General features: G+C 68.8%; 19 protein-coding genes and 1 tRNA gene. 9 read left to right on the top strand and 11 right to left on the bottom strand.

The window, feature by feature from the left end; genetic code table 11:
* Positions 1 to 17 precede the first annotated feature (17 nt).
* From MLE64_RS00375 to MLE64_RS00365, 3 genes are read right to left on the bottom strand one after another with little or no spacing between them, the layout of a single operon-like run.
* Positions 18 to 245 carry a hypothetical protein gene (locus MLE64_RS00375; RefSeq protein ID WP_243314582.1) on the bottom strand — a complete coding sequence of 76 codons (228 nt, stop codon included), beginning with the start codon at positions 243 to 245 and terminating at the stop codon, positions 18 to 20.
* Between the two features lie 31 nt (positions 246 to 276).
* A complete protein-coding gene (locus MLE64_RS00370) occupies positions 277 to 999 on the bottom strand; it encodes a cyclic nucleotide-binding domain-containing protein (RefSeq protein WP_243285893.1) in 723 nt (240 codons plus the stop codon).
* Between the two features lie 24 nt (positions 1,000 to 1,023).
* Positions 1,024 to 1,560, bottom strand: coding sequence for a GAF domain-containing protein (locus tag MLE64_RS00365; protein ID WP_243314580.1), 537 nt, complete (start codon positions 1,558 to 1,560; stop codon positions 1,024 to 1,026).
* A 63-nt stretch (positions 1,561 to 1,623) separates the two neighbouring features.
* Here MLE64_RS00365 and lpxK point away from each other — a divergent pair, with 63 nt between their 5' ends.
* The gene (lpxK, locus tag MLE64_RS00360) at positions 1,624 to 2,742 is read left to right on the top strand and encodes a tetraacyldisaccharide 4'-kinase (RefSeq protein ID WP_243314577.1); all 1,119 of its coding nucleotides are present in this window, start codon (positions 1,624 to 1,626) and stop codon (positions 2,740 to 2,742) included.
* Here lpxK and btsR read toward each other — a convergent pair.
* Together btsR and MLE64_RS00350 are read right to left on the bottom strand one after the other, a co-directional pair.
* Complete coding sequence (gene btsR / locus MLE64_RS00355; protein WP_243293251.1) at positions 2,674 to 3,387, bottom strand: two-component system response regulator BtsR; 714 nt, start codon at positions 3,385 to 3,387, stop codon at positions 2,674 to 2,676. The two genes, lpxK and btsR, sit on opposite strands and share 69 nt — an antisense overlap.
* Positions 3,384 to 5,066 (bottom strand): sensor histidine kinase, encoded by a 1,683-nt coding sequence (locus MLE64_RS00350; protein WP_243314575.1) that lies wholly within the window; start codon positions 5,064 to 5,066, stop codon positions 3,384 to 3,386. Before MLE64_RS00350 ends, btsR begins: the two co-directional genes overlap by 4 nt.
* Positions 5,067 to 5,400: 334 nt before the next feature.
* Between MLE64_RS00350 and MLE64_RS00345 the strand changes: the two genes are divergently transcribed.
* The 6 genes from MLE64_RS00345 (at position 5,401) to MLE64_RS00320 (ending at position 11,106) form a co-directional block, all read left to right on the top strand.
* Positions 5,401 to 6,675 (top strand): ABC transporter substrate-binding protein, encoded by a 1,275-nt coding sequence (locus tag MLE64_RS00345; protein ID WP_243314573.1) that lies wholly within the window; start codon positions 5,401 to 5,403, stop codon positions 6,673 to 6,675.
* Between the two features lie 72 nt (positions 6,676 to 6,747).
* Positions 6,748 to 7,626 (top strand): branched-chain amino acid ABC transporter permease, encoded by an 879-nt coding sequence (locus MLE64_RS00340; RefSeq protein WP_243314571.1) that lies wholly within the window; start codon positions 6,748 to 6,750, stop codon positions 7,624 to 7,626.
* Position 7,627: 1 nt separating this feature from the next.
* Positions 7,628 to 9,583, top strand: a complete 1,956-nt coding sequence (locus MLE64_RS00335; RefSeq protein ID WP_243314569.1) for a branched-chain amino acid ABC transporter ATP-binding protein/permease — start codon at positions 7,628 to 7,630, stop codon at positions 9,581 to 9,583.
* 11 nt (positions 9,584 to 9,594) lie between these two features.
* Positions 9,595 to 10,311 carry an ABC transporter ATP-binding protein gene (locus MLE64_RS00330; protein ID WP_243314566.1) on the top strand — a complete coding sequence of 239 codons (717 nt, stop codon included), beginning with the start codon at positions 9,595 to 9,597 and terminating at the stop codon, positions 10,309 to 10,311.
* A 47-nt stretch (positions 10,312 to 10,358) separates the two neighbouring features.
* Positions 10,359 to 10,433 (top strand) — tRNA-Gly (locus MLE64_RS00325).
* Between the two features lie 127 nt (positions 10,434 to 10,560).
* Positions 10,561 to 11,106, top strand: coding sequence for a peroxiredoxin (locus tag MLE64_RS00320; RefSeq protein ID WP_243314564.1), 546 nt, complete (start codon positions 10,561 to 10,563; stop codon positions 11,104 to 11,106).
* 2 nt (positions 11,107 to 11,108) lie between these two features.
* Here MLE64_RS00320 and MLE64_RS00315 read toward each other — a convergent pair whose 3' ends face one another.
* Genes MLE64_RS00315 through MLE64_RS00295 form a run of 5 tightly spaced genes read right to left on the bottom strand, consistent with a single transcriptional unit; the run spans position 11,109 to position 16,692 of the window.
* A complete protein-coding gene (locus MLE64_RS00315) occupies positions 11,109 to 12,212 on the bottom strand; it encodes a hypothetical protein (RefSeq protein ID WP_243314563.1) in 1,104 nt (367 codons plus the stop codon).
* A gap of 2 nt (positions 12,213 to 12,214) precedes the next feature.
* Positions 12,215 to 13,033 (bottom strand): helix-turn-helix domain-containing protein, encoded by an 819-nt coding sequence (locus MLE64_RS00310; protein ID WP_243314560.1) that lies wholly within the window; start codon positions 13,031 to 13,033, stop codon positions 12,215 to 12,217.
* Positions 13,030 to 14,013: an AAA family ATPase gene (locus MLE64_RS00305; RefSeq protein ID WP_243314558.1), complete on the bottom strand. Its 984-nt coding sequence runs from the start codon at positions 14,011 to 14,013 to the stop codon at positions 13,030 to 13,032. Before MLE64_RS00305 ends, MLE64_RS00310 begins: the two co-directional genes overlap by 4 nt.
* Positions 14,010 to 15,263: a sigma-54-dependent transcriptional regulator gene (locus MLE64_RS00300; protein ID WP_243314557.1), complete on the bottom strand. Its 1,254-nt coding sequence runs from the start codon at positions 15,261 to 15,263 to the stop codon at positions 14,010 to 14,012. Before MLE64_RS00300 ends, MLE64_RS00305 begins: the two co-directional genes overlap by 4 nt.
* A 40-nt stretch (positions 15,264 to 15,303) precedes the next feature.
* Positions 15,304 to 16,692, bottom strand: coding sequence for a type I 3-dehydroquinate dehydratase (locus tag MLE64_RS00295; RefSeq protein WP_243314555.1), 1,389 nt, complete (start codon positions 16,690 to 16,692; stop codon positions 15,304 to 15,306).
* A gap of 172 nt (positions 16,693 to 16,864) precedes the next feature.
* Here MLE64_RS00295 and MLE64_RS00290 point away from each other — a divergent pair, with 172 nt between their 5' ends.
* Positions 16,865 to 18,202 carry an anaerobic C4-dicarboxylate transporter gene (locus tag MLE64_RS00290; protein ID WP_243293240.1) on the top strand — a complete coding sequence of 446 codons (1,338 nt, stop codon included), beginning with the start codon at positions 16,865 to 16,867 and terminating at the stop codon, positions 18,200 to 18,202.
* Positions 18,203 to 18,264: 62 nt separating this feature from the next.
* Here MLE64_RS00290 and MLE64_RS00285 read toward each other — a convergent pair whose 3' ends face one another.
* On the bottom strand, positions 18,265 to 20,022 hold the full coding sequence (locus MLE64_RS00285; protein ID WP_243314553.1) for an anion permease: 1,758 nt from the start codon (positions 20,020 to 20,022) through the stop codon (positions 18,265 to 18,267).
* Positions 20,023 to 20,169: 147 nt separating this feature from the next.
* On the opposite strand from MLE64_RS00285, the gene MLE64_RS00280 reads away from it, so the two are divergent.
* Positions 20,170 to 21,225: a tartrate dehydrogenase gene (locus MLE64_RS00280; protein ID WP_243314551.1), complete on the top strand. Its 1,056-nt coding sequence runs from the start codon at positions 20,170 to 20,172 to the stop codon at positions 21,223 to 21,225.
* Positions 21,226 to 21,523: the final 298 nt, after the last annotated feature.

The raw sequence follows: 21,523 nt of genomic DNA, 5'->3' as shown, positions 1-21,523 counted from the left end.
TCTGGAGATAAGAAGAGCTATACGGGCTCGAATCCCTCATCGCGCAGGAAGTCACGCGCATCCTCGGGATCCCCGAACCGGGCGACGACCATGTCGCCTTCGTTCACGTCGCCGTCCAGAGCGTCCAGGTTGTTCCGCTCCCGGATGACGCAGGCGCCGCCGATCTCGTCCAGGCCGAACTGCACCAGTTCCCGGATGACGCCGTGTTCATCCCGCCACAATTCGACGTGCAGGTCCGTACCCATGGCCACCTCCCGCGATCCGTCCGGTGGAAAGTTAGCTCTTTTCGAAGAAGAGCACCACCATGCCGAAGCCCACGCGATCCCCGTGCTTGAGCTCCCGGGGCTCGCCGGGCTGGATGCGCTCGCCCCGGACGAAGGTGCCGTTCGCCACGCCCGGCTCCTCCAGCAGGAAGTAGCGACCGTGCTCGCAGAGGATGCGGGCATGGCGCCGCGACACGCTGAGGTTGTGGTCCTCTTCGGTCAGGTCGATGTCGGGATGCACGCCCGTGGTGGGGTCGAAACGGCCGATGAGCGAGCCGTGCGCCAGGATGGGATGCGGCTTGCCGCTGAGCACGGACACCAGGTTCGCCACGGGAGTGCCCGCAGCCTTGGCCGGGCGGCTGGCATCCAGTTCCTCCACCCGTTCGCCCAGCTCGCGATGCCGCTGCGCGAGGCGCTGCATCATCTTCACGGACACTTCGGGGTTCTGACGGATCATGCGCATGAAGGTGCCGCGGTTGATGGCGATGAGATCGGAATCCTCAAGGGCCAGGGCCGTGTGCTGGCGCGGCAGGGCCTCCAGCAGGCTGCCTTCTCCGAAGAAGTCCCCCTTGGACAGCTCTTCCGTCCATTCGCCCTTCGGCTCCTCTGAGACGTATAGCCGGACCCGTCCCGCGAGGATGATGTACATCTGCTGGGCCATCTCTCCTTTGCGGAAGATGACCTCGCCTTCGCGGAAGCGCAGCTTGCTTTGATCGATGAAGCTGGGTTCAGCCATGCAGATCCCGGGGAGTGTCTTAGGTTAACCCAGCCCAGGCGATGGGTGAACCGCATCCGAGAAGACCCGGGCCATCAGGTCTTCGAGGATCCGGGCCTCGGCGGCCGAAAAACCCCCGATGTGGGGTGAATCCAGGTCAAGAACTGCCTGGAGTCGGCCGCTGACCGTGATGGGTATCACGAGCTCGGACCGGGTCGCGTCATCGCAGGCGATGTGGCCCGGGAACGCATGGACGTCGGGCACGAGCTGGGTGGCGCCGGTCCGCGCGCAAGCCCCGCACACCCCCCGCTCGAACGAGATGCGGAGGCAACCCATGCCGCCCTGGTAGGGACCGACCGCCAGCATCCGGTCGGCCACGCGACGGTAGAACCCGCACCAGTTGGCCTGGGGCATCGTCTCCCATAGGAGGCAGGCCAGGGTCGCCTGGAGGGCCACCTCGTCCGTCTCGCCCTCCAGGGCCGCCAGGATCTGCGGAATGGCCACCCGGAGCCGCTCCACCCGCGCCGATTCAGGCAGCAACGTGCCCCGCGCCACCGGCTCCAGCAGGATCCCCTCGCTCATCTCTCCTCCGCAGCCCTGGTGCCAGGCGTGACCCCGTGGGGGTTTTGTTGGACACTCTGATCCATGTCCATTCTGCGCCATCTGGCCGCCCCGCTGTCCCCCTTGTATGGGATGGTCGTGCGTGCCCGGAACCGCAGCTTCGATGCCCATCCCGAACGGATCTCCCGCGTCCCCGTCCCGGTGGTGTCCATCGGCAACCTCAGCGCCGGGGGAACCGGGAAGACGCCCCTCACCCTGTTCCTGGCCGAAGGGCTGGAGGCCGCCGGATGGACCAACGCTGTGCTGTCGCGAGGCTACGGCGGGCGGCGGGACATCGATCCCATGAGCGTGGAGGCGGATTCCGACCCCCGCCAGACCGGCGACGAGCCCCTGCTCATGGCCCGGCGCCTGGGCCCGGAACGGATGGTGGTGGGGCGGAAGCGGCATGCGGCCGCCCTCCGGGCCCTGGCCCAGCGCCCGAGCTTGAGCTGCCTGCTGCTGGACGACGGCTTCCAGCACCGCGCCCTCCACCGGGACCTGGACCTGCTGGTGCTCGATGGCGTGAGGCTCTGGGGAAACGGACGGATGCTGCCCCTGGGCGACCTGCGCGAACCCGTGGACAGCGCCCGCCGGGCCCATGCGCTGGTGATCACGAGAGCCGCCCGGGTGAAAGATCGCGCGATGGTCGAGGCCTGGTGGGACCGCCACGGCAGCGGCGGACCCCTCTTCTGGGTGGATTTCACCCTGGGGGCGCTGCGCCGGTGGGGCACGGGCGACCACAGCCCCCTCCTCCTTCCCGGCCTGGGGCCCGGTCTCGGGCCCGCCTTCGCCTGGTGCGGCCTCGGCCACCCGGAAGCCTTCTACGCCGACCTGCTGGTGGCCGGCCAGGCGTGGGCCGGAACCCACAGCTACCCGGACCATCAGGGCCCCTCGCCTGCCGGCTTGGCCTGGCTCCAGGCCAAGGCGCGGGAGGCGGGCGCGGCCTGGCTCGTCTGCACGGAGAAGGACGCGGTCAAGCTGGGTCCGGAGCACCGTTCCGCGCTGGAGCTTCCCCTGTACGTGGCAGAGCAGCACGTGGCCGGCGGAGAGCCCCTGCTGGCCTGGGTCCGGACTGGCCTGGCCGCCCGATCGACCTCAGCGGATCAGCAGCCGCTCCTTGAGCTGGGGCAGGAACCGGCGGCTGACAGGCACGAGCTTCCCTGACCGGGTCCGGATGAGCGATGACGCGTCCTGGCGGAGGATCTCGTCGATCTGGCGGAGGTTCACCAGCACCTGCTTGTGGCACCGGGCCAGGGACGGCACCTTGGCCTCCAGGACCGTCAGAGTGAGTTCCGTGAGGAATTCGCCCTTCTCGGTCACCAGGTGGACGCCGCTTTCGCTGGAGCGCACGAACTCGATCTCCGCCACGTCCACGAGCTTGATGCCGTGTCCCGAGATACACGGGATCCGCTCGATGGAAGGGCTGTCGTAGGCCGGCTTGCTCCCCTCCCGGAGGAACCGCTTCAGCTTCTCGGTGGTGCGGGCGAGGCGGTCCGCCTGGACGGGCTTGAGCAGGTAGTCCAGGGCGCTCTCCTCGAAGGCCTTGAGGGCGTACTCGTCGTAGGCCGTCACGAACACGACCAGGGGCATCACGTCCGGATCGAGCATCCCCAGGAACTGGAAACCGTCGATCTTGGGCATGTGGATGTCCAGGAACATCACCTCGGGCCGCATGGCCTTCACCGCGCGCAGGGCCTGGATCGCGTTGGAGCAGGTGCCCAGCACCAGGTATTCCCCGGTCTCGGAGAGCAGCGTCTCCAGTTCCTCCCGCACGTGCATCTCGTCGTCGACGATCAGGGTCCGCATCATGATGCCCGGGCCTCCTCCGCGGGGATGCGGATCGACACGCAGGTCCGCACATGGGGATCGCAGGTCACGGTCAGGCCGGATCCCCCTTTCAGGAGGTTCCGGATGCGCTTCTCCACGATCCCGAGCCCGAGCCCATCCTTCCCGCGCTCCTTGCGCTCGAAATAGGTGCCAGCGTCGTCCTCCACGTCGATCCGCGCGGCGCCGTCCTCCCAGAAGGCGTGGATGCGCGCCGATCCGGGCTCCAGCTTGTCGGCGATGCCGTGCTTGATGGCGTTTTCCAGGAGGGGCTGAAGGGTGAAGGTGGGCAGCTTCACCTGGAGCAGGGTGGGATCCACGTCGATCGCCACGGTCAGCCGCTCCTGGAAGCGGGCCTTCTCGATCTCCAGGTAGGCGTTCACGTGGGTGAGTTCCTCCTCCAGGGTGGAGAACTCGGGACTGCGCTTGAGGTTCATCCGGAAGAAGGTCGAGAGGTGGTTCAGCAGCTCCCGGGCCCGGTTCGCGTCGCGGCGCATGATGGCCTGGATGGTGGTGAGCGAGTTGAACAGGAAGTGGGGATTGATCTGGGCGTGGGCGAGCTTCAGCTCCGCCAGCACCAGCAGGTTCTTCTGCTCCTCGTAGCGCGCCCGGAGCAGCTGCGTGGCCAGGAGCTGCGCGAGCCCTTCGCCCAGGGTGCGGTTGATGCTCAGGAAGCGCTTGCTGGCGGGCTCGAAGAGCTTGATGGTCCCGATCACCTCGCCGTCCACCTGCAGCGGGATCACCAGCACCGAGCCCAGCGGGCACTGGTCCGAATACCCGCAGTGATAGGGCTCGTGCGCGCCGTCCATGAACTGGACATCCCGATGGAGGATGGCGCGGTGGCACTCGGGCGCGAGGGTCATGCCCGGTTTGTGGTGGTCCGACCCAATCCCGACGAAGGCCAGCACGGTCTGGGTGTCCGTGATGGCCACGGCTCCGACCCCGGTCTCCTCCAGGATGATCTTCGCGAGCTCCGGGGCCACGTCGGGCGTGAAGCCCTTGGCGAGCGGCCCCAGGGTCCGCCCCGCGATGCGGAGGGCCCGGGCCGTCGAGGCGGCCCCCACCTGGTCGTAGAGATCGCGGCGGTCCCGCAGGATGCTCATGAAGATCGCGGCCCCCAGTGAATTGGCGGCGATCATCGGGAAGGCGATGGCCTCCACGAGCTGGAGGGCGTCCGGGAAGGGCCGGGCCACCAGCAGGATGATGATCATCTGCAGGGCCTCCGCCACCATCATCGTGACCAGGGCCGTGAGGGGACTGAGGGGGCGTTCCGCCCCGTACCGCCGCGCCAGGTAGAGGTGGACGACGCCACCCAGGGCACCCTCCACCGTGGTGGACACGCCGCAGGCCAGGGCCGTGAACCCCCCATAGAAGTACCGGTGCAGCCCTCCCGTGAGCCCCACCGCCAGCCCCAGGTACGGCCCCCCCACGAGCCCGGCCAGCACGGGCCCGATGGCGCGGGTGTTGGCCAGGGCCCCGTGCACCGGGAGGCCGAGGTAGGTCCCCCCGATGGAGATCACCGAGAAGAAGAGGTACATGACGGCCAGGTCCCGGCGCGAGGCGGCCTCCAGGCGGCGCATCCGGAACATGGGGGAGTTGCAGTAGGCGTAGGCCACGAACAAGAAAAAAGACGCCACCTGGATGAGGGAGAACAGCAGCTTCATGGTCCCTCCTTTCCTGTGGGTGTCCCCTACGATACCGGGTTCCCACCGCCCCCGAGCCGGGCGCGGACCACGGTCGGCAGGCCATTCCGACCGCTCCCGGCCGGATTCCGGCCGGACGGGAAGTCCCAGGAGCCGGTGGGCGACCTTTCCGCCCCTCGCCCCCTCGGGACCGTACGAACATGGGTGGCAGATCACCCCCTCCAGCCCCACCTGATCGGCCCCCCGGCCCTGTGGAAATCAAGGCGTAACCGCAGGCCGTCCGAGGCCCCACCCCCTGGCGCAACCTGCCATAATCCGTCCCAATTCCCCACAACCTGCTTCCAAGGAGACCCCCATGCTCAGGCAGACCCTCTATGGATCCCTTCTCTTGGCGGCCTTCGGCCTCCACGCCGGGGACACTGTCAAGCTCGCCATCACGGGCCCCTTCACCGGCGGCTCCGCCCCCATGGGCGCCTCCACGCGCGACGGCGCCAAGCTGGCCATCGCGGAGATCAACGCCGCCGGCGGCATCCAGGTCGGCGGCAGGAAGATGAAGATCGAGGTCATCGAGCGCGATGACGAGGCCAAGAACGAGCGTGGCGCCCTCATCGCCCAGGAGCTGGCCGCCATGGGCGACCTCTCCGGCGTCATCGGCACCGTGAACACCGGCGTCTGCATGGCCGGCGACAAGCACCTCCAGGAGAAGGGCGTCACCAAGATCATCTGCCCCGCAGCGGGTTCCGCCTCCATGACCCAGTGGAGCAAGGCCGGCGTGAAGGACAACTCGATCTTCCGATTCGCCGCCCATGACGGCATCCAGGCCGCCATGGTGGTCGAGGAGGCCATCAACCGCCACTTCACCAAGGTGGCCGTGATCTTCGACTCCACCAACTACGGCGTGTCCGGCCGGGACGACATGCTGAACCAGATCAAGCTCCAGGGGAACAAGCTGCAGGTGGTGGCCCAGGAGAAGTTCAACATCGGCGACAAGGACATGACCGCCCAGCTCCTCCGCGCCAAGGCCGCCGGCGCCCAGGCCGTCCTCATCTGGGCCATCGGCCCCGAGCTGGCCGCCGTGTCCAACGGCATGGCCAAGATCGGCATGAAGGCGCCGCTCATCGGCGGGTGGACGCTCTCCATGTCCAACTACATCGACAACGCCGGCAAGAACGGCAACGGCACCCTGATGCCCCAGACCTTCATCGAAGAGCCCATCACGCCCAAGGCGAAGGCCTTCATCGACGGCTACCACAAGACCTACAAGGTGGATCGCATCCCCTCCGCTGTGGCCGCCGCCCAGGGTTACGACGCGGTCTACATCTTCGCCGCCGCCGTGAAGCAGGCTGGCACCACGGACACCCACAAGATCAAGGAGGCCCTGGAGGACCTGAAGGAGCCCGTGAAGGGTGTCATCGCCACCTGGAACCACCCCTACACCAAGTGGAATCCCGCGGACGTCACCACCCATGAGGCCTTCCGCCGCGAGCAGGTCGTGATGGGCATGGTGCAGGACGGTCGCGTGGTCTTCGGCAATGCCTCGGACAAGGCCCGCCTCATCAAGGAGGCCGCCGGCACCCCGGCCAAGGCCCCCGCCAAGCCGGGCCCCAAGGCCAAGGGCAAGACCAAGTAAACCGATCATCACCGCACATCCCGGGGGGCTTCGGCCCCCCGCCTTTTCCGCCCCGCCCCGAGGGCCCCCGACATGAATCCTTCGATCATTGGACAGATGGCCGTCAGCGGCGCCCTCATGGGCCTCGTCTACGCCCTCATCGCCTACGGCTTCCAGCTCACCTACGCCACCAGCAAGAGCATCAACTTCGGCCAGGGCGAGCTGGTGATGGTGTCCGCCTTCTTCAGCCTCACCCTCACCAACCTGGGCCTGCCCTACTGGCTGATGGTGCCCGGGGGCCTGCTCTTCGGCGCCCTGCTGGGCCTGGTCGTGGAACGGGCCGGCGTCCGGCTGGCCCTGGAGCAGAAGAGCGAGGGCTGGATCCTGCTCTCGATCATCCTGGGCCTCTTCTTCTTCTCCGCCGCCGAGAACATCTGGGGCCGCGATGATCGTCCCTTCCCCACGCCCTTCCAGTCCGATCCGATCCGCGTGTTCGGGGTGGATGTCACCCGCCAGGAGCTTTCGGTCGCGGTGGGCGTCTTCGCCATCATGGGCCTCATCGAGCTGTTCAAGCGCCGCACCCTGCTGGGCAAGGCCTTCGAGGCCGTGTCCGCGGACCGGGACGCCGCCGAGCTCATGGGCATCTCCGCCACGCGGACGGTGATGCTGTCCTACGCCCTGTCCGGCGTGGTCGCCGCCCTGGCGGGCATCCTCGTCTCCCCCATCACCACCGTGGGCCCCACCATGGCCTCCGCCCTCATCCTCAAGGCCTTCTCCGTAGCCGTGGTCGCGGGCCTGGACTCGGGTTTCGGCGTCGTGCTCATCGGCATGGCCCTGGGCGCGCTGGAGAGCCTGGCCAGCTTCTACCTGGGCAGCGGCTGGCGCGAGGCGCCAGGCCTCACCCTGCTGATCCTAGCCCTGGCCGTCCGCCCCACCGGCGTCTTCGGCAAGGCCGTCATCCGGAAGGTATGAGATGAAGCGCATCCTCTTCCTCCGCGGCGCCGAGCTCCTCGTCTTCGCTTTCCTGGCCACCATCCCGCTGATGGTGGTCAACCCCTACGCCCTGGGCCTGCTGACGCTGCTGGCCATCTACGGCATCCTGCTCATCGGGCTCGACGTCACCGTCGGCTACCTGGGCCAGGTGAACCTCGCCCACGTGGCCTTCCTGGGCCTGGGCGCCTACACCGCCGGCCTGGTCGTCACCAAGCTGGGCCTCGGCCTGGTGCCGGCCCTCGCCGCGGCCACGGCCGTGGGCCTGGCCCTGGGCGGCCTCCTCGCGCTGCCCGCCCTGCGCCTCGAAGGCCCCCAGTTCGCCCTGGCCACCCTCAGCTTCGCGGCCCTCAGCACCACGGCCCTCAACGAGCTGGAGAGCCTCACCGGAGGCGCGCAGGGCCTCAGCCTGACGCGGCCACCCGTGTTCGGGCTCACGCTCACCCCGCCCATCTTCTTCTGGCTGTGCCTGGTCCTGCTGGCCATGGTCTGGATGGTGATGCGGAACCTGCTGGCCTCCCAGTGGGGCCGGGCCTTCGAGGCGCTGCGCGACAGTCCCATCGCCACGGACGCCATGGGCGTGGGCACCTACTACCACAAGGTCGCCGCGTTTTCGCTGGGCTCCGGCCTCGGCGGGCTCGCGGGCGGGCTGTACGCCTTCAACTTCCAGTACCTCCAGCCCCAGAGCTTCGTCTACGAGCTGATGATCATTCTCCTCCTGGGCGTGGTGCTGGGCGGGCGCAAGAGCCTCTGGGGCGCCTTCGTGGGGGCCACGGTGGTGGTCCTGCTGCCGAACCTGCTCTCCAATGCCCTGCTGTTCCACATCTTCAGCGGAGCCGGGTTCGCCCTCGCCCTGGTGGCGGGCCTGCGGGGCCTGCTCAAGAAGACAACGCGGCCCTTCCAGGCGCTCGCGCCCGTGGTCGCCATGGGCATCCTGGCCATCGGCGGCTTCTTCGTGGAGAACACGGAAGATTGGCGCAAGGGCATCTTCGCCCTGATGCTCTTCTCCGTGGTGGTGGGCCTGCCCGAGGGCCTGATGGGCTTCCTGGCCATCTTCCTCGCCAAGCTGTTCCGCGTGCCCCCCTCGCCCCTGCCGGAGCCTTCGGACCTGGAGGCGGTCCTCCCGCAGCGCGCCCAGGGCGACGGCTCCCTGCTCGTCCTGGAGGACCTCAAGCGGCACTTCGGCGGCGTGAAGGCCGTGGACGGGCTGTCCATGCAGGTGCGCGCCGGCACGATCCACGGCCTCATCGGGCCGAACGGCTCGGGCAAGAGCACCGTCGTGAACGTGATCTCCGGCCTCTACACGCCCTCCTCGGGCGGCGTGGCCCTCCGCGGCGTCCCGCTGCCCCAGGGGAGCCTCACCGGAGTGGCCCGGGCTGGCGTGGCCCGCACCTTCCAGAACCTCCAGCTCTTCAGCGAACTCACGGCCATCGAGAACGTGATGGTCGCGCTGAAGGACGTCTACAGGATGCCCCTCCCCCTCGTGCTGCTGGGCTTCGCCCGCGCGCAGGAGCGGCGCGCGCAGGCCGACGCCCTGGCCCTGCTGGACCTCATCGGCCTCAAGGACCAGGCGCGCACCCGGGCGAAGGATCTCACCTACGGCGCCCAGCGGTTCCTGGAGATCGCCCGGGCCCTGGCCCGCAAGCCCGACCTGCTGATCCTCGACGAGCCCGCGGCGGGACTCTCCCATCCGGACGTCCTCCAGCAGATCGAGATCATCAAGCGGGTCCACGCCCGGGGCGTCACCATCATCCTCATCGAGCACCACATGGATGTGGTGAGCGAGCTTTGCGATCAGGTGACGGTGCTGGACGGCGGCAAGGTCATCGCCGAAGGCGCCCCGGAGGACGTCAAGCGCCATCCCAAAGTCATCGAGGCCTACCTGGGCCAGGCCAGCGATTCCGCGCCTTCCAGCGGCGCCGAACCCCTGCCCGCGTGAAGGAGACCGGCATGCTCATCGTGGATGACCTTCATGCGGGCTACGGCGCCAGCGAGGTGCTCGTGGGCACCACCCTCACCGTGAAACCCGGCGCCGTGGTGGCGCTCATCGGCGCCAACGGCGCGGGCAAGACCACGACCATGCGCGCCGTCTCCGGGATGGTCCGTCCCTCCCGCGGACGCGTCGTGCTCGACGGCAGGGATGTGCAGGGACTCGACGCCTCCCGCATCGCGCGGCTGGGCCTCGCCCATTCCCCGGAAGGCCGCAAGGTCTTCGGCCCTCTCTCGGTGGAAGACAACCTGCTGCTGGGCGCCTACGGCCGGCTGCCCAAGTTCCTGGGGTTCAAGTCGGGCGCCCAGGCGGATCTGGACCGCGTCTATGGGCTCTTCCCCCGCCTGAAGGACCGCGCGAAGCAGGCCTCTGGCACCCTCTCGGGCGGCGAGCAGCAGATGCTCGCCATCGGCCGCGCCCTCATGGCCCGGCCCAAGGTGATGCTGCTGGACGAGCCCTCCATGGGCCTCGCCCCGGTCATCGTGCAGGAGGTCTTCCGCACCATCCGCCGCCTGAAGGAGGAGGGCATCACGCTCCTCCTCGTCGAGCAGTTCGCGAAGAGCGCCCTCGAGGTGGCCGACTACGCCTACGTCATGGAGCGTGGCCGCATCGCCGTCGAAGGCACGCCCGAGGAGCTGGGGCGGAACGAACGCGTCATCGCGGCCTACCTGGGCTGAGCAGGGCTGGCCTCCGGCCCGTCACTAGGCTAGGATGGATCCCTGCCGCGGGCGTAGTTCAGTGGTAGAACGTCAGCTTCCCAAGCTGAATGTCGTCGGTTCAATCCCGATCGCCCGCTCCAAACCAGAAGGCCCGCCGGATGGCGGGCCTTCTGTATTTGAGATGGAGAAAGGCGGGAATTGATTTCCTGTCACAACATGTGGACCAGGGAATCCAAAGGACCGCAGGTTTCGACATGGGAGGTTTCGATGGCCGGTAGAAAGCTGTCCACCCTGGCCCTGATCTCGCTGATCTCAACCCTCCCGGCCTTCGCGGCCCTGAAGGTCGGGGACAAGGCCCCGGATTTCCAGGCCCAGGCCTCGCTCGGGGGCCAGGTGTCCTCGTTCTCGCTGGCCGCGGCCCTCCAGAAGGGCCCCGTGGTCCTCTATTTCTACCCGGCGGCCTTCACCCCCGGCTGCACCACCGAGGCCCACCTGTTCGCCGAAGCGGTGGGCACGTTCCACCAGCTCGGCGCCACCGTCGTCGGCGTATCTCATGACGACATCGACAAGCTCAACAAGTTCTCCGTGAGCGAGTGTCGGGGCAAGTTCGCGGTGCTGTCGGATTCCGACCAGGCCATCATGAAGGCCTACGACGCCGTTTTGGCCGCCAAGCCGCAGCTCGCCAATCGCACGTCCTACGTCATCGCCCCGGATGGCCGGATCCTCCACACCTTCACGGACCTCAAGCCCGACCAGCACGTGGCCAACGCCTTGGCCGCCCTACGGCAGTGGAAGGGCCAGGCCGGCAGGTAGCCCTAGCCCTTCCCCTGCGACTTCATCTCCAGGAACCGCTTGGCTTCGCGGCGGAGGAGCTCGGCCACGTTGCGGTCCTTCATGAGCAGCTTCATGTCGCTCTCGAGCAGGCGCTTGAAGTGGGTCATGGCCAGGGGAAGCGGCGTGCGCGGATTCAGGACCAGGGCCTTGGTGATGGTGTACTTCTTCATCCACTCGCGGTTGCCCGCGATGATCCGGAGCACCTCGTCGTTCACGGTGCGCATCTGGGCGATGTAGGCGACCTCCCCTTCCGTGATGCGGCCGTTCCGCATGACGTTCACCTGGATGAGGCGGTTGGCCTCGCGGATGAGGATGGTGCGCTCCTCTTTGCCGCCCTTGATGGCCAGCATGATCTTCTGGTTGGTCCGGAGCCTCGCCACCCGCTGGGAGAGGGTGAGGACGATCTCCTGGCCCTGGTCATCCACCAGGGGCTTCTGCGCCAGCAGGCGCCGCTCGGCGGCCATTTCCTCGGATTCGATCTCCGCCTCTTCCTCCTCCCTGGAGGTCTCCTTCGGCAGGGGCAGCTCGGCCCAGGCCTTGTCCAGGTGCCCAGCCTGCACCTCGTCCAGGATCTCCAGGCGCTCCTTCTTGACCTCCTCCGGGACCAGGCGCAACACATCGAAGCGATACTCATTCACTCGGCGCTTGATGACGTACTCGCCCTCGGGGTGCTCCTCCAGCAGGTCGAGGATCCTCGGCCGCTCCATCCACAGCACCTGGTTGTTCAGCACGATCTCCAGCACCGAGCCCGGCAGGCTGGGCACCGAAGCCTCCACGACCGCCGCGGTCAGGGAGGGGTTCAGCAGGGCCTCTTCCAGCAGGGTCGGCTCTTTCCGGTGGCAGAGCACCAGCTGCAGGGGCCCGGGCGGATCCACGGGCGCCAGCAGGACCCCCGAGAGCATGGATTCCGGCATGGAGGCGAGGCATTCGAGAGCCTTGGCCGTGTAAGGGGTCTCCTGCAGCGCGGCATGGGCCAGGGCCTGGAGCAGGTCCTTCGTGGGAACCGGCAGGCTTCCGCCCACCAGGGTCATGGCCATGGGCTCGGGCAGGGTGCCCTGGAGGAAGCGTTCAACGATGGGATTCATGCTCATGGCTCGGTTCCGTCTTCCTGGTCATCGGGCGGCTGGGGTTCCGCCGGCGGGGGGGCAGGCGCGGCGGGCGGGCGGAGCCAATGCCCTTCGGCATCAAACCGGCCGGACCAGGCCTCGCCCACATTCTGGCCGTGGGCGATTCGCACGCCGGCCACCTCCACGTTCACCACGCCCGCATTGTCGAGGCTGAGGGTGAAGGGGCCCTTCGCGCGCAGCCGCCAGGGTTCGGAGACCCGCAGCGTGTGGACCTGAACCTGCCCGCCGGACTCCGGGGCGGGCTCCAGGCGCACCTCGCAGGTGTCCATGGCGCGCAGGCTGATCAGGATCCCCTGATCGTTGAGGGGGGCCTCCGGCAGGAGCTCGCCCAGCACGGGATAGGGAGAGGTGGACGGGGGCGGTGGAGGCGGCAGGGTGGCCTTGGGCAGGGTGGTCAGATAGCTGGGGGCCAGCTTCCGACCGAGGCTGGGACCGGGCACCACCAGCCAGGCCGCCACCAGGACCGAGGCGACGGTGAGGAGACCCATGACGATGCGCTCCAGCCGCTCCTGCCGGGGGTCCGGCGTCGGCAGTTCCTGGGCCCCGGGCACGATCTGGAAGGCGCTCGTGTGGAACTCCAGATCCACCCCCAGGCGCTCGGCCAGCTGGCGAGCCAGCGGTCGGGGACGTCCCGGCGGCAGGGAGGCCCAGTCGTCGGATTCGATGGCCTCGATGTGGCGCAGCGGCAGCTTCAGCTCCACCGCCAGGATCTCGCGGGACAGCCCCTTCGCCACGCGCGCGTCCCGCAGGATCTGGCCTACGGTCTCGTCCTCTCTCATCCCGCCCATCCCACGGGCAGGTCCTTCAGCAGGCGGGCCAGCTGCTCCCGGCGCTCGGCGCGGTTGAGGCGCCGGTCGTCCAGGCTGCCCCGATGGGCCATGGTGTCCGCCAGGGTGGCCTGCAGGTCGTCCGGCGTGATGAAATCGCGCCCCTCCAGCCAGGCTTCGGCCTGAGCGAGGCCGAGCCAGTGCTTGACCGCGCGGGTCGAGCAGAAGCCGCCGCCCGTCCGGATGCGGTCCACCATGCGCTCCGCGTAGTCCATCACCGCGTCGGACACCCGCACGGTCCGCACGGCGGCGCGGGCCTGCCGCCAGCCGTCCAGGTCCAGGGCCGGGCGCAGGGCGTCCAGGCGATCCGAGCCCGCCTCGCCCTTGAGGATCCGGCGCTCGGCCTCGCGGTCGGGGTAGCCCAGGTGCAGGGAGCAGGAGAAGCGGTCCAGCTGGCTCTCCGGCAGGGGGAAGGTGCCGGCGTGATCCATGGGGTTCTGCGTGGCGATGACGAAGAAGGGGTCCGGCAGGCGGTGGGTGCTGCGATCCAACGTCACCTGCCCTTCCACCATGGCCTCGAGCATGGCGCTCTGGGTCTTGGGGCCGATGCGGTTCAGCTCGTCCAGCAGCAGCACTTGGCAGAAGATCGGGCCGGGCTGGAACCGGAAGGTCTGGTCCTTGGCATCCCACAGGTGCACGCCCAGCAGGTCCGAGGGCAGCAGATCATTGGTGCCCTGCACCCGCTGGAAACTACCGCCCAGGATGCGCGAAAGGCCCTTGGCCAGCGTGGTCTTCCCCACCCCCGGCAGGTCCTCCAGCAGCACGTGGCCGCCCGCCAGCAGGGCCGCGAAGGCCCGCCGGACCTGGGCGTCCTTCCCCACCACCACAGCCTGGAGCGCGGCCAGGCCGGCCCTCACCGCGGGACGGACGGCTTCCGGCGATCGCGCAGGAGGGGCGACGACGGGAGGGGCCTGGGCTGGATCCTGGATCATGGGGCCTTCCGGGGCACGGGGCTGTCTCTATCTTCCAGAGGGATGCCATGGTCCCGCAAGCGCTGAGCCAGGCTGCGCAGGGTGAGCCCCAGCCCCTCCGCCGCCCGCGGCAGGTCCCCATGGGCCTCGGCCAGGGCGCGCCGCAGCAGCTGGCCCTCGGCGGCGCGCGCGGCGGCCCGCAGCATGGCCTCGAGCGGACCCGGCTCGGGCCAGGGCAGGCTGAGGATGTTCGAGCAGCCCAGTTCCAGATCCGGAAAGGCCCGGATGGCGGGTCCGTCCGAGAGGCTCAGGGCCCGGGCCAGCAGCGCTTCCAGCTCCCGCACGTTCCCCGGCCAGGCATGGCCGAGCAGCTGGCGCTCCGCCGACCGCTCGAGCCAGGGCGCCGTCCGGCCTTCCAGGCGGGCGGTCCGCTCGAGCAGCGCCCGAGCCAGGGCCAGGAGGTCCTCGCGGCGCTCCCGCAGCGGGGGCACCCGGAGCTCGAGGGAGCCCAGGCGCTGGGCCAGCTCCGGCGGGAGCCCCGCGCCCTCGTCCAGCCCGGCCATCCAGCGGAACCCGCCGCCGGCGGCATCGATGGCCCGGACCAGGGGCGCCACGGCCTCCGGCGCCAGATGCTCCAGCCCCGCCAGGTAGAGGCTCCCACCCTGGACCAGTTCCAGAAGGCTGGGATCCGGGCCCTCTGCCCCGAGGGTGGCGGCGGACAGGCTCAGGTAGGGGGCTCCGGGATGGCGGAGGGCGTGCAGGCGGCGGGCGCAGCGGCCCTTCCCCGCCCCATGCTCCCCCACGAAGAGCACCGGCAGCGCCGTGCCCGCGGTCCGCCGCAGGGCCTGGTCCAGGGCCTGCATGGCCGCGCTGTGGGCAACCCAGGGCTCCGCGGGGTCCGGCGGGGGCGCGCCCACCAGGGCCCGGAGGCGGTCCAGGAGGGCCAGGAAGGCATCCAGGTCGAAGGGCTTGGGCAGGAAGTCCTCCGCCCCCAGGCGCATGGCCTCCACGATGTCCCGGGGTTCCCCGAAGGCGGACATCAGCACCACCCGCAGGGCGGGATGCAGCTGCCGGGCCCGTCGGATCAGCTCCAGCCCGCTCATGCCCGGCAGCCGCAGGTCCGTCACCAGGACATGGGACGGCGCCGCCTCCAGGGCCCGCAGGGCCTCCTGGGGATCCGCCACCGCTCGCACCGACCAGGCCGAACCCTCCAGGGCCTGGATGAGCAGGCGCCGGAAGCTGTCCTTGTCCTCGACCAGCAGAAGGTCCATGGGTAGAAGCTATCAGCTGTCAGCGATCAGCTGTCAGCTATCAGCCAGCTCGGCCGCAGTCCGCGATGAACCGGCGGCTCTGCGCCTCGGCTTGGGCCTCGAAGAGGGAGGCGCCGGGCACCAGGGCCAGGCCGGCGTTCCGGGCCCAAGCCACGAACGCGGTGTCCTCCTTGTAGATCCACTCCACCGCCCAGCGTGCCGACGGCAGCGCGGCCTCCAGGAGGTCGGGGAACGGGACGAGGTCGTCGGGGTTCATGCCCAGACTGGTGGCCTGCACCACGCCCACGGGTCCGAAGGTGGCCACAGCGGCCGGGCTGGCCGGCGCCTGGCGGGAGGCCTGCAGCACGGGCCGGCCCGCAGCTTCCAGCACCTGGCGGCTCGTGCGCCCCACCCCGCCCCCACCGAGCAGCAGCACCGGCCCAGGGGCGAGGTGCGACAGCACCTGTCCAAGCGCCTCGGCGTCCGTGTTGGCGCCGTTCCAGGGAGCGTCCGGTCCCTGGCGCCACAGCGTGTTCAGCGGGCCTTCCAGGCCGAGGGCCCGGGGCAGGGACAGCTTGAGGGGGGCGGTGATGCTGAGGCCGAGGATGCCGAGGGCCTCCAGGGCCTCCGTGGCCTCGGCGGCCTCCCCGCACAGGAGCGGGACATACAGCAGGTTCTGGCCTGCCTCCTGGAACCGGGGATTGTGGAAGGCCGGGCCCCGGGAGTGCAGCACCGGGTCTCCGATGACGCCGCAGAGGCCGCAGTTCCGGGGAAGGTCCGCGCAGCGCCAGGCGCGGAGCGTGGCGAGCGGAAGCTGCCCCGGGGCCGCCGCGGGCCCGTCGTCAGGAGCCGCATAGGTGAAGGCGCCGCCCCAGGCGGCCTGCAGGGCCCGGGTGGCGAGGCCCTTGGGCCCCATGAGGAAGGCCGACAAGGCGATCCCGCGGTCCCGGGCCCGGGCGAGGGCAGGCCTGAGGTGGCCGCCATCCCCGAGACGTCCGGCCCAGCCCACCCACTTGAAGGCATCGCCTTCGGGGAGGGCCGCCAGCCGCTCGTCCAGGTCGAAGACGCCGGGCGCCACATGCACCGAGCGCAGCAGGCCCACCCCAGGCCGCGCGGCCTGGAGTGCCGCGGGAACCCGCAGGTCCCACTCCAGGTCCACCCAGGCCGGTCCGGCGGCCACGGCCTTCAGCAGGTGGGCCATCCGCCCTGCCTCGTCCTCGTCCGGCCAGCGGCCACCCTCGGATCGCCGCCGGCAGGTCGCGAGGCAGCGGCCCCCGAGCGCCCGGACCAGCTCCCCGGGTTCGGCCCCGGGAAAGAGGTCCAGCCTCAGCTCAGGCAGCGCGTCCGGACCCAGGCTGCGGGCGCAGGCGAGGGCCTGGTCCCAGGTGGCGTGGGTCAAGGTCACCAGATGGAAGGGGAGGGGCATCACCGGGAGGCGCTCACAGGCCATCGTAGCCTGCTCCGGAGCCGAGGCGGGGCCGGTCTCGCCCCCTTCTGCCACTTCGGAGGAGGGTTTACCAACTAAAGAAAGTGATGACAGCGACCATTCATTACCGATCGGTCTGCTACGCTCGCCGGGCGAGGGGTTGAGAAACCCAACCCCTCGATCTCAAGGAGAATGCATGTTGTCCCCCGCGTTGATGTTCTGGATCCAATTCATCCTGGTCCTGGGCGCCATCCTGATCGGCATCCGCAAGGGCGGTGTCGCCCTGGGCCTCATCGGCGGCCTGGGCGTGGCCGTGCTGGTGCTGCTGTTCCGCGTGGCCCCCGGCACCCCGCCCGTCGACGTGATGCTCATCATCCTGGCGGTGGTGACGGCCTCGGCGACCCTGCAGGTGGCGGGCGGCCTGGACTACCTGGTGCAGCTGACGGAGCGGCTGCTCCGGGCCCACCCCAAGTACGTGACCATCCTGGCCCCCCTCTCGACCTTCTTCCTCACGGTCTGCGTGGGAACGGGCCATGCGGTCTACGCGCTGCTGCCGGTCATCTCCGACGTGGCCCTGAAGACCCGCATCCGGCCCGAGCGCCCCATGGCCATCTCCAGCGTGGCCTCCCAGATGGGCATCACCGCCAGCCCCGTGGCGGCCGCCGTCACCACCTTCCTGGCCATGGCCGCCAAGAACGGGCATCCCGTGGGCCTCTTCGACATCGTGCGCATCACCCTCCCCGCCGGCATCATCGGCGTGCTGGCCGCCGCGGCCTGGAGCTTCAACCGCGGCAAGGAGCTGGACCAGGATCCCGAGTTCCTGGAGCGCATGAAGGATCCCGAGTTCGCCAAGGGCCTGGAGGGCGACGTCACCACCCTGGACAAGGTGATCCCCTTCAAGGCCAAGCTGTCCGTGGGCCTCTTCTTCGCCGGCGTGCTCACCATCGTGCTCATCGCCCTCAAGCCCGGCCTGCTGCCCATGGCGAACGGCAAGCCCATCCCCATGACCACGGTCGTGCAGGTCATCATGCTGGCCTTCGGCGCCTTCATCCTGTTCGCCACGGAAGTGAAGGCCCCCGAGATCGCCCGCTCCAGCGTCTTCATCGCGGGCATGATCGCCGTCGTCTCCATCTTCGGCATCGCCTGGATGAGCGAGACCTTCATCAAGGCCAACGAGGGCTACCTGGTGGCCCACATCAAGGCCATGGTGCAGATGGCCCCCTGGACCTTCGCCATCGCCATGTTCGCCGTGTCCGCCTTCGTGAAGAGCCAGGCCGCCACGCTCACCATCATGCTGCCCTTCGGCTACGCCCTGGGTCTGCCCACGCCCCTGCTGCTGGGTCTCATCCCCGCCAGCTACGCCTACTTCTTCTTCGCCTTCTACCCCAGCGACCTCGCCGCCATCAACATGGACCGAACCGGCACCACGCGGATCGGCAAGTACCTCCTCAACCACAGCTTCATGATCCCCGGCCTCATCGGCGTCAGCGTCTCCACCTGCGTCGCCTTCGGGTTGTCGAAGCTCTTCGCCTGAACGTGTCTACATGCGCAGAAAACCCCGCCATAGCGGGGTTTTCTGCGTAAGGGGAAAAACCGCTACCAGAGCCCTAGCACCTTCCACCAGAGGCCACCGAGGCCCACCCAGATGATGATGTTCACGACACTCACGATGAGCCCCGTCCGCCACCAGGTGCCGAGCTCCACATAGCCGGTGCCGAAGAGCACCGGCGCCGGGCCCGTCCCGTAGTGGGTCATCCCCGCGAAGAGGTTGCTGAAGAAGGCGAGCACCAGGGCCGCCAGCACGGGCGGCGCGCCGGCCACGATGGAGACGCCGAGGAACGCGGCGTACATCGAGGCCACGTGGGCCGTGTTGCTGGCGAAGAAGTAGTGGCTGTAGAAATAGACCAGCGCCAGCACCAGGAAGGCCGCGATCCAGCCCTTGCCCGCCACCATCCCGCCCATGGTCTTACTGAACCAGGGCACCATGCCCAGCTTGTTGAGGAAGCTGGCCATCATCACCAGGGCGGCGAACCACACCAGGGTGTCCCAGGCGCCGGTTTCGGCCTTGATGTCGTCCCAGGTGAGGACGCCGGAGATCAGCAGCACCGCCAGCCCCGTGAGCGCCGAGGTGGTCGCATTGAGGTCGCCCAGCTGCTTGGCGAAGATCCAGAGGACCAGCAGCAGCACGAAGACGCCCAGCATCATCCACTCCTGGCGCTTGACGGGGCCGAGGTCCCGCAGGTGGCCCTTGGCCATCTCCACGGCCTCCGGCGTCTCGGTGATCTCGGGCCGATGCAGGCGGTAGATGATGAACGGGATCAGCAGCAGCGCGACGACGCCCGGGACCACGGCCGCCAGGGCCCAGCCGACCCAGGTGATGTTCACCTTGAGGTCGCCCGCCAGCTTCTGCGCCAGGGGGTTGGCCGCCATGGCCGTGAGGAACATGGCGCTGGTGATGCAGTTCACCTGGTAGGCCGTGAGCGTGAGGAACGAGCCCATCCTGCGGGCGCTCCCATCACCGGGGTTGCTTCCATAGGCGCGGGCCAGCGAGGCCATGACCGGCATGACGATGCCGCCGCCGCGGGCCGTGTTGCTGGGGATGGCAGGGGCCAGCACCAGGTCCGTGGCCGCCAGCCCGTAGCTGAGGCCCAGCGTGCGCTTGCCGAGCAGCGCCATGAAGTTGTAGGCGATGCGGGCGCCCAGCCCCGTCTTGATGAAGCCCCGGGAGATGAAGAAGGCCAGGACGATGAGCCAGATCGTCACATCGGAGAACCCGCTGATGGAATCCGCGATGCCGAGGGTGCCCGACAGGGCCGTGATCGCGATGCCGACCATGGCCACCGCGCCCATGGGCAGCGCCTTGACGATGATCCCCACGATGGTGCTCACGAAGATGGCGAAGAGGTGCAGTCCCTTCACCCAGTCAGCCTTCCGCTTGGCCTCGGCGTCGGCCTTGATCTTGGCATCCGCCTCGGCCTTCACCTTCGCCTCAGCTTCCGCCTTGGCCTTGGCCTCAGCCTCGACCTTGGCCTTGGCTTCCGCCTCCGCCTTCGCCTTGGCTTCCTGCTGGGCCTTGGTCAAGGGCTTGGCCGGAGCGGGAGCCGGCGCGGTGACCGGCGCCGTCACGGGCGCTGTGGGCTTGGCCGCAGGTTTCGCGGGCGCCGCCGCGGCCGGCTTGGGAGCCGCGGGCTGGCCGGTGAAGAGCTTGGCGTCCGGCACCGACACCATCTGAGGCAGCCCGAAGTACAAGACCAGGCCGAGGGCCAGGGTGGCCAAAGCCGGAATGGGCCTGGCACCCTGCCAACCAGACAGGCCTCCGCCCGGGGCCGTTCCTGAAACGGGTTCGTGGCTCATGAGGAGCCTCCATGTGTGGGAAGGGGGTCGAATTTCGGTGCGTAGTCTACCCCTGAGTCGCATAGTGTGAAGAGGTATCTGCACGGCCTTTCGGCCCCATACCATCATCAATTAGATACATTTGCAGCTTTTTCACAGGAGCGCCCCATGCGCGACTTGAGGATCGCGGTCATTCCTGGTGATGGCATCGGCAAGGAAGTGGTGCCCGAAGGCATCCGGGTGCTGGAGGCCGCCGCGGCGAAACATGGCCTTCGCTTCCAATGGGATCAGTTCCCCTGGAGCTGCGAGTATTTCCTCCAGACCGGCCGCATGATGCCCGAGAACGGGCTCGACCAGATCCGGCACCACGACGCCATCTTCCTCGGCGCCGTGGGCTTCCCCGGCGTGCCCGACCACGTCTCACTCTGGGGCCTGCTCATCCCCATCCGGCGCGCCTTCAAGCAGTACGCCAACGTGCGCCCCGTGAAGCTCATGCCCGGCGTGCCCTGCCCCCTCGCGGGCCGCAAGGAAGGTGACATCGACTTCATCGTGGTCAGGGAGAACAACGAGGGCGAGTACTCCAGCATCGGCGGCCGGCTCTACGAAGGAACCGACCAGGAGATGGCCGTCCAGCAGACCGTCTTCACCCGCCAGGGCGTGGACCGCATCCTGAAGTACGCCTTCGACCTGGCCCAGAAGCGCCCGAAGAAGCACCTCACCTCGGCCACGAAATCCAACGGCATCGCCATCACCATGCCCTACTGGGACGAGCGAGTGAAGGCCATGGGCGCGAAGTACCCCGAGGTGAAGGTGGACCAGTTCCACATCGACATCCTCTGCGCCCACTTCGTGCGCAACCCGCACTGGTTCGACGTGGTGGTGGGCTCCAACCTCTTCGGCGACATCCTCTCGGACCTCGGCCCCGGCTGCACGGGCACCATCGCCATCGCTCCCAGCGCGAACCTCAATCCCGAGCGGGAATTCCCCTCCATGTTCGAGCCCGTCCACGGCTCCGCTCCGGACATCTACGGCAAGGGCATCGCCAACCCCGTGGGCCAGATCTGGGCCGGGGCCATGATGCTGGACCACCTCGGCTGCCCCGAAGCCGCCGCCTCCGTTGTGGCCGCCATCGAAAAGGTCCTGGCCACAGGCCCCCGTACCCCCGACATGGGCGGCAAGGCCAGCACCTCCGACATGGGCAAGGCCATCGCCGACGCGGTGTGACGCCGATTCGCGTTCCATGATGAAAGCCTCACCACAGGAACACGGAGCCTGGGCGCTCGGGGGGCGCCGTGTCCCAACGAGGAGCCTGGGCGATTCGTGACACGCATCACCCGGTGTGGAACGTGGGGCACCGGGCCAGACCGCAGGAGTAGACCGCGCCGCGCCGACGCCGGGAGAGGTCTGTGGGAATGTTGTCTACGGAAACCTGATGCATCGAGATCTGGGCTCGGACAATCCCGTGACCAACTCATGATCGATCCAAGCCGATCCTCCAGCAGATCTTGACCGTCCCTCCGCC

This window comes from Geothrix paludis (assembly GCF_022808815.1).
Taxonomy (GTDB): domain Bacteria; phylum Acidobacteriota; class Holophagae; order Holophagales; family Holophagaceae; genus Geothrix; species Geothrix paludis.
The sequence above is the reverse complement of the archived record's forward strand: the minus strand, read 5'-3'. Positions and strand labels throughout refer to the sequence as shown.

Excerpts from the sequence above, each read along its gene's own strand:
- btsR (WP_243293251.1), bottom strand. The coding sequence starts at position 3,387 with ATGATGCGGACCCTGATCGTCGACGACGAGATGCACGTGCGGGAGGAA.
- MLE64_RS00290 (WP_243293240.1), top strand. The coding sequence starts at position 16,865 with ATGTTGTCCCCCGCGTTGATGTTCTGGATCCAATTCATCCTGGTCCTG.
- MLE64_RS00315 (WP_243314563.1), bottom strand. The coding sequence starts at position 12,212 with ATGAATCCCATCGTTGAACGCTTCCTCCAGGGCACCCTGCCCGAGCCC.
- MLE64_RS00330 (WP_243314566.1), top strand. The coding sequence starts at position 9,595 with ATGCTCATCGTGGATGACCTTCATGCGGGCTACGGCGCCAGCGAGGTG.
- MLE64_RS00335 (WP_243314569.1), top strand. The coding sequence starts at position 7,628 with ATGAAGCGCATCCTCTTCCTCCGCGGCGCCGAGCTCCTCGTCTTCGCT.
- MLE64_RS00285 (WP_243314553.1), bottom strand. The coding sequence starts at position 20,022 with ATGAGCCACGAACCCGTTTCAGGAACGGCCCCGGGCGGAGGCCTGTCT.
- MLE64_RS00280 (WP_243314551.1), top strand. The coding sequence starts at position 20,170 with ATGCGCGACTTGAGGATCGCGGTCATTCCTGGTGATGGCATCGGCAAG.
- MLE64_RS00375 (WP_243314582.1), bottom strand. The coding sequence starts at position 245 with ATGGGTACGGACCTGCACGTCGAATTGTGGCGGGATGAACACGGCGTC.
- MLE64_RS00340 (WP_243314571.1), top strand. The coding sequence starts at position 6,748 with ATGAATCCTTCGATCATTGGACAGATGGCCGTCAGCGGCGCCCTCATG.
- MLE64_RS00365 (WP_243314580.1), bottom strand. The coding sequence starts at position 1,560 with ATGAGCGAGGGGATCCTGCTGGAGCCGGTGGCGCGGGGCACGTTGCTG.
- MLE64_RS00345 (WP_243314573.1), top strand. The coding sequence starts at position 5,401 with ATGCTCAGGCAGACCCTCTATGGATCCCTTCTCTTGGCGGCCTTCGGC.
- MLE64_RS00350 (WP_243314575.1), bottom strand. The coding sequence starts at position 5,066 with ATGAAGCTGCTGTTCTCCCTCATCCAGGTGGCGTCTTTTTTCTTGTTC.
- MLE64_RS00320 (WP_243314564.1), top strand. The coding sequence starts at position 10,561 with ATGGCCGGTAGAAAGCTGTCCACCCTGGCCCTGATCTCGCTGATCTCA.
- MLE64_RS00295 (WP_243314555.1), bottom strand. The coding sequence starts at position 16,692 with ATGGCCTGTGAGCGCCTCCCGGTGATGCCCCTCCCCTTCCATCTGGTG.
- MLE64_RS00310 (WP_243314560.1), bottom strand. The coding sequence starts at position 13,033 with ATGAGAGAGGACGAGACCGTAGGCCAGATCCTGCGGGACGCGCGCGTG.
- lpxK (WP_243314577.1), top strand. The coding sequence starts at position 1,624 with ATGTCCATTCTGCGCCATCTGGCCGCCCCGCTGTCCCCCTTGTATGGG.
- MLE64_RS00300 (WP_243314557.1), bottom strand. The coding sequence starts at position 15,263 with ATGGACCTTCTGCTGGTCGAGGACAAGGACAGCTTCCGGCGCCTGCTC.
- MLE64_RS00305 (WP_243314558.1), bottom strand. The coding sequence starts at position 14,013 with ATGATCCAGGATCCAGCCCAGGCCCCTCCCGTCGTCGCCCCTCCTGCG.
- MLE64_RS00370 (WP_243285893.1), bottom strand. The coding sequence starts at position 999 with ATGGCTGAACCCAGCTTCATCGATCAAAGCAAGCTGCGCTTCCGCGAA.